Source organism: Kitasatospora sp. MY 5-36, from assembly GCF_001182915.1.
Lineage (GTDB): Bacteria > Actinomycetota > Actinomycetes > Streptomycetales > Streptomycetaceae > Kitasatospora.
Map to the genome: position 1 here is coordinate 1 of NZ_LFVW01000693.1, position 5,816 is coordinate 5,816.

Here is a 5,816-nt window from a genome sequence, read left to right on the forward strand (position 1 = left end):
TGCGGGTCGGCAGACCGCCGCCGGACGCACCCGGACCGCCCGGCGCACCGGGACCGCCCTGCGCGCCCGGGCCGCCCTGCGGACCGGGACCGGTCGGAGCGCCCGGACCGCCCTGGCCGAGCTGCGGACGGCCGCCCTGCGGGGCACTGGCGGCCGGACCGCCCTGGCCGAGCGCGGCCGGACCGTTCTGGCGGCCGGGCGGCACCTGGCGCTGCTGGCGCGGCGTCGGGGTGACCCCGCGCTGCTGCTTGCCCTGGCCGGAGCCGGGCCGGCCGGCGCCGCGGCGGTCGCCCGAATTGGTGACGTCCACCGGGAGCATGACCAGCGCGGTGGTGCCGCCGGAGTCGCTGGGGCGGAGCTGGATGCGGATGCCGTGTCGCAGGGACAGGCGGCCGACCACGAAGAGGCCCATGCGGCGGGAGACCGAGACGTCCACCGTCGGCGGGTTGGCGAGGCGCTCGTTGATCTCGGCGAGGTCGTCGGGGCTCAGGCCGATGCCGGTGTCGTGGATCTCGACCAGGACGCGGCCGTCCGGCAGCGCGTGGCCGGTGACCCGGACGCGGGTCTGCGGGCTGGAGAACGAGGTGGCGTTCTCCAGCAGCTCGGCGAGCAGGTGGACGAGGTCGTTGACGACGCGGCCGGCGACCTCGGCCGACGGCACGGCGGCGAGCTCGATGCGCTCGTACTGCTCCACCTCGGAGGCGGCGGCGCGGAGCACGTCGACCAGCGGGACGGGCCTGGTCCAGCGGCGGCCCGGGTCCTCACCGGCGAGGACGAGGAGGTTTTCGCCGTTGCGGCGCATGCGGGTCGCGAGGTGGTCCAGCTTGAAGAGGTTGGCCAGCTGGTCCGGGTCCGCCTCGCGGCTCTCCAGCTCGGAGATGAGCGACAGCTGGCGCTGGATGAGGCCCTGGCTGCGGCGCGAGAGGTTGGTGAACATCGCGTTGATGTTGCCGCGCAGGAGGGCCTGCTCGGCGGCGAGGCGGACGGCCTCGCTGTGCACCATGTCGAACGCGTGGGCCACGTGGCCGATCTCGTCGGTGGAGTCGACGGCGACCGGCTCGACCGTGGTGTCGACGTCGTGCGGGTCGGCCTCGGAGAGGGTCTTGACCAGCTCGGGCAGACGGCGCTCGGCGACGTCCTCGGCCGCGGCCTGGAGGCGGGTCAGCGAGCGCACCATCGAGCGGGCGATCAGACCGGCGCCACCGAGGGCGACGAGCAGCACCAGGGCGACCGCGACACCGATGATCAGGGCGTCGGCGTCGGCCTGGGACTGGAGGTCCTGGGCCTTTCCGTCCAGGTTCTCGATGAGCTTGGACTCGATCCGGCGCTCGGCGGTGATCTTGGAGCTGGCCTTCTCGTACCAGTCCTTGTAGCTGACCGCCTCGGTCTGGCGGATGCCGCTCTGGGTGAGGATCGTGGAGGCGTAGCGGTCGGCGTCGGCGACCACCGAGTTGTAGCTCAGCTGGCTGCGCAGGTTGTCCAGGTCGTGCGCGGTGTAGATGTTGTTGAAGCTCGCGATCGCGTTGTCGTACGAGCTGCGCAGACGGATACCGAAGGACTCGTCGCTGGGGCTGAGGTCCGGGGTCTTCGGGTTGGCGAGCGCGGCGCTGATCAGGGCCCGCTGCTGCGAGGTCGCGTTCTTCGCCAGCGAGAACTGCTGGAGCGCGCGGGTGGAGACGACCAGGTCCTTGTTGTTCGACGCGAGCGCGATGTCCTGGGTGATGGACAGCAGGTCTCGGATGATCACGTCGTAGGCGGTGATCGTCGACTGGATGTTCTGGTTGTTCTGGTACGGCAGGCTGCGGGTGTCCGCGATCGAGTTCAGGTCCTTGCGGATCTGGAGCAACAGCGCCTTGCCGCCGGACAGTTCGAGGTTCTCGAACTTGTCGGAGGACGCGGTGAAGGTGCGGCTCAGGTCGTCGGTGGACTTGCGGGCCGCGACGATGTCGTCGTCCAGCGGGGCGGTCGGGTCGTGGGTGATCGGGCCGGCGCTGATGTCGCGCTCGGTCTGCAGCGCGTCCGCGAGGTTGGTCGCCTTCTTGGCCAGGTCGGACAGGTTGGCCATCTGGGCGAGTTGCTGCGAGTTCTCCATCGAGGTCTGGATGCGCAGGCCACCGAGGACCAGCGAGACCATCACGGGGAGGGCGAGCAGCGCGATCAGTCGGGTGCGGATGCGCCAGTTGCGCATCGCGAGCCGGTTCAGACCGGTGGCGCGGCGCCTGGTCAGCGAGGTCCGGAGTTTGTCCCGGGCGGACTTCCGCTCCTGCCCGTCCTCCTCCGGCCGCCCGAGGGCCTCGGGTGTCACCGGCTCGGCCGGGCCGCCGGGGGCCGCCGCCTGTTGGGGGGCTGCCACAGGCTCGCGCGACTCCGGGTTCCCCGCGGCGCCGCTACCCCTTTTGAAACGTCCCTGCACTGGCGTCGCAACCTCTGGACCGGGCGTCCCGCCGCGTCGCCACGGCCTGGACGGTGTCGAGTTTCCATCCGCCCCCCGGCCGGTCCGGGAGAGCGGGCACCGGGGTGGACCACTCCCTACCCACGGTCCGTCGCATTCCAGCACAGCCGGGGAATCCCAACAAGGGCCGCAGGTACCGGGGGTCCGGCGCTACCGACCGCTTGTGCGATCTCACTGACTGTGCGGTAACAGGACCGGAATACCGCCTTTTTCGGACACTCGCCGGATACATGCCAAGCAGACCCGGGATCGGGAAGAGTCACAGACCTTCCGGAATACCCCTTATCGGGTGGAATGTCGGAAAGTCCCGGAGCGACGATATGTCGGATATCTGTATTTTGCTCGTCAATTTGTGAGCAAAATCACAGTCTAATGTGTAGCTTTGGTCACGGTCTCTATGGAATGAGATCTCGTAACCTGGCTGTCTCCGGAGCACGGCCCCGATCAGCCTGCCCAGAACCCCTCCGAATCAATCGGAATCCATCAGGCCGGTGCCGATCCGCCGCGGTCGGCCAGGCCATGACCACGAGGTGCTCTCGATGTCCCAGGCGAAGAACGCCACCAAGTCCACGCTGTCCTGCCGCCCCACGGCGAACCCGCGCCGGACGACGCTGGCCTCGGTCGAGGACTTCAGCACGATCCCGGGTGCCCGCAAGCCCGAGGACGTCCTGACGTACGGCACCGAGCTGCCGGCCGCCACGGCCAACCCGCGCCGCACCCAGCTGATGGTCGCCCCGGTCGTCGTCCCGCAGGACTGACCCCGCACGGCACCGCACCGCACCGCGCCGAGGGCGCCGTCGTCACACCGGTGGCGGCGGCGCCCTCGGCGTCGCGCGGTGCGCGCTTCCGTCCCGACCGTCCTGAACAGGGGCAAAGCGGTCAGCCGGGGCCCCACGCGATAGCCTGGAGGCCGATTGACGGGGCCGCGCCCACTGCGGGCGGGAGCCCTCCAGCGCCCGGGCGCGCCCCGGGCGGCCGACGAAGCGAGGGGTAGCCCAGCCGTGCGCATTGCCAGGTTTTCCGTCCGGGAAGGGAGCCCTGCCGCCGGCAGCGTCTCCTTCGGCGTAGTGGAGGGCGACCCTTCCCGGCCCGAGTCGCTGGTCGTCCACGCGCTGGCCGGCCACCCGTTCGGCCAGCCCCAGCCCACCGGCGAGAGCTACCGCTTCCAGGACGTCCGGCTGCTCAGCCCGATGCTCCCGAACAAGATCGTGGCGGTCGGCCGCAACTACGCGGCGCACGCGGCGGAGCTGGGCAACGACGTCCCGGACGTCCCGCTCACCTTCTTCAAGCCGTCCACCTCGGTGATCGGCCCGACCGAGAGCATCGCCTACCCGCCGTTCTCCTCGGACGTCCACCACGAGGCCGAACTCGCCGTGGTGATCGGCCGGATGTGCCGCGAGGTGCCGCTGGACCGGGTGCCCGAGGTGATCCTCGGCTACACCTGCGCCAACGACGTCACCGCCCGGGACGTCCAGCAGCGCGAGGGCCAGTGGGCCCGGGCCAAGGGCTTCGACACGGCCTGCCCGCTGGGCCCGTGGATCGAGACCGACCTCGACCCGAGCGACCTCGCGATCACCTGCACGGTCAACGGCGAGCTCCGCCAGACCGGCCGCACCTCCCTGATGGTCCGCTCGGTCGCCGAGCTGGTCGTCCACATCTCCGAGGCCATGACGCTGCTGCCCGGCGACGTCATCCTCACCGGCACGCCCGCAGGGGTGGGCCCCCTCAACGTCGGCGACGAGGTCGCCGTCTCCATCGAAGGCATCGGCACTCTCACCAACAAGGTGATCAAGCGTGGCTAACACTGACCCGGCCGTCCGGGTTCGCTTCTGTCCCTCCCCGACCGGCAACCCCCACGTGGGCATGGTCCGCACGGCCCTGTTCAACTGGGCCTACGCCCGCCACAACGGCGGCACGCTGGTCTTCCGGATCGAGGACACCGACTCCGCCCGCGACTCCGAGGAGTCGTACAACCAGCTGCTCGACGCGATGCGCTGGCTCGGCCTGGACTGGGACGAGGGCCCCGAGGTCGGCGGTCCGGACGCGCCGTACCGGCAGTCGCAGCGGATGGACATCTACGCCGATGTCGCCCGCCGCCTGCACGAGGCCGGCCACGCCTACCACTGCTACTGCTCCACCGAGGAGCTGGACGCCCGCCGCGAGGCCGCCCGCGCGGCCGGCAAGCCCTCCGGCTACGACGGCCACTGCCGCGAGCTGACGGAGGAGCAGGTCGCCGTCTACAAGCTGGAGAAGCGCGAGCCGATCCTGCGCTTCCGGATGCCCGACAAGACCCTCTCCTTCGACGACCTGGTGCGCGGCACGCTCACCTTCGAGCCGGAGAACGTCCCGGACTACGGGATCGTCCGGGCCAACGGCGCCCCGCTGTACACCCTGGTCAACCCGGTGGACGACGCCCTGATGGGCATCACCCACGTGCTGCGCGGCGAGGACCTGCTGTCCTCCACCCCGCGGCAGATCGCCCTGTACGCCGCGCTCGCCGAGATCGGCGTCGGCGACGGCACCACCCCGCGCTTCGGCCACCTGCCGTACGTGATGGGCGAGGGCAACAAGAAGCTCTCCAAGCGCGACCCGCAGTCCTCGCTCAACCTGTACCGCGAGCGCGGCTTCATCCGCGAGGGCCTGCTCAACTACCTGTCCCTGCTGGGCTGGTCGCTGGCCGAGGACCGCGACCTGTTCGACATGGACGAGATGGTCGCCGCCTTCGACGTCGCCAAGGTGAACGCCAACCCGGCCCGCTTCGACCTGAAGAAGTGCGAGGCGATCAACGCCGAGCACGTCCGCCGGCTGGCCCCGGAGGACTTCGTCCGCCGCCTGGTGCCGTTCCTCCAGGGCGCCGAGCTGCTGCCGGCCGAGCCCACCGCCGAGCAGCTGGACCTGCTCGCCAAGGTGGCGCCGCTCACCCAGGAGCGGATGGTCGTGCTGAGCGAGATCGTGAACATGGCCGGCTTCCTGTTCGTGGCGCCGGAGAAGTTCGCCCTCGACGCGGACGACGCCGCCAAGGTGCTGACCGCGGACTCCCGCCCGGTGCTGGAGGCCAGCATCAAGGCGCTGGAGGAGCTCGCGGACTTCACCCCGGAGCCGATCCAGGCCGCGCTGCGCGAGGCGCTGGTGGAGGGGCTGGGCATCAAGCCCAAGTTCGCCTTCACGCCGCTGCGGGTGGCCGTCACCGGCCGACGGGTCTCCCCGCCGCTGTTCGAGTCCATGGAGCTGCTGGGCCGCCCGGAGACGCTGCGACGGCTGCGGGCCGCCCTGGACGCCCTCCCGGCCGCCTGAGGCACCCTCCTGGGCGCTCTCTGACGGATCCCTGCCGGACCGGCCCTCCACGGGCCGCCGAGCAGGCCGC

General features: G+C 71.0%; 4 protein-coding genes. 3 read left to right on the plus strand and 1 reads right to left on the minus strand.

What is annotated here, in order from left to right; translation table 11 throughout:
- A partial coding sequence (locus tag AE652_RS33770; RefSeq protein ID WP_053112416.1) for a nitrate- and nitrite sensing domain-containing protein occupies window positions 1-2,353 on the minus strand: 2,353 nt, incomplete at its 3' end.
- 638 nt (window positions 2,354-2,991) lie between these two features.
- Between AE652_RS33770 and AE652_RS33775 the strand changes: the two genes are divergently transcribed.
- From AE652_RS33775 to gltX, 3 genes are all read left to right on the plus strand, one after another.
- Window positions 2,992-3,210, plus strand: a complete 219-nt coding sequence (locus AE652_RS33775) for a hypothetical protein (protein ID WP_049658602.1) — start codon at window positions 2,992-2,994, stop codon at window positions 3,208-3,210.
- Window positions 3,211-3,453: 243 nt separating this feature from the next.
- Window positions 3,454-4,254, plus strand: a complete 801-nt coding sequence (locus tag AE652_RS33780; RefSeq protein ID WP_049658604.1) for a fumarylacetoacetate hydrolase family protein — start codon at window positions 3,454-3,456, stop codon at window positions 4,252-4,254.
- Window positions 4,247-5,746, plus strand: coding sequence for a glutamate--tRNA ligase (gltX, locus tag AE652_RS33785; RefSeq protein WP_049658606.1), 1,500 nt, complete (start codon window positions 4,247-4,249; stop codon window positions 5,744-5,746). Before AE652_RS33780 ends, gltX begins: the two co-directional genes overlap by 8 nt.
- The last annotated feature ends 70 nt before the right edge of the window (window positions 5,747-5,816 follow it).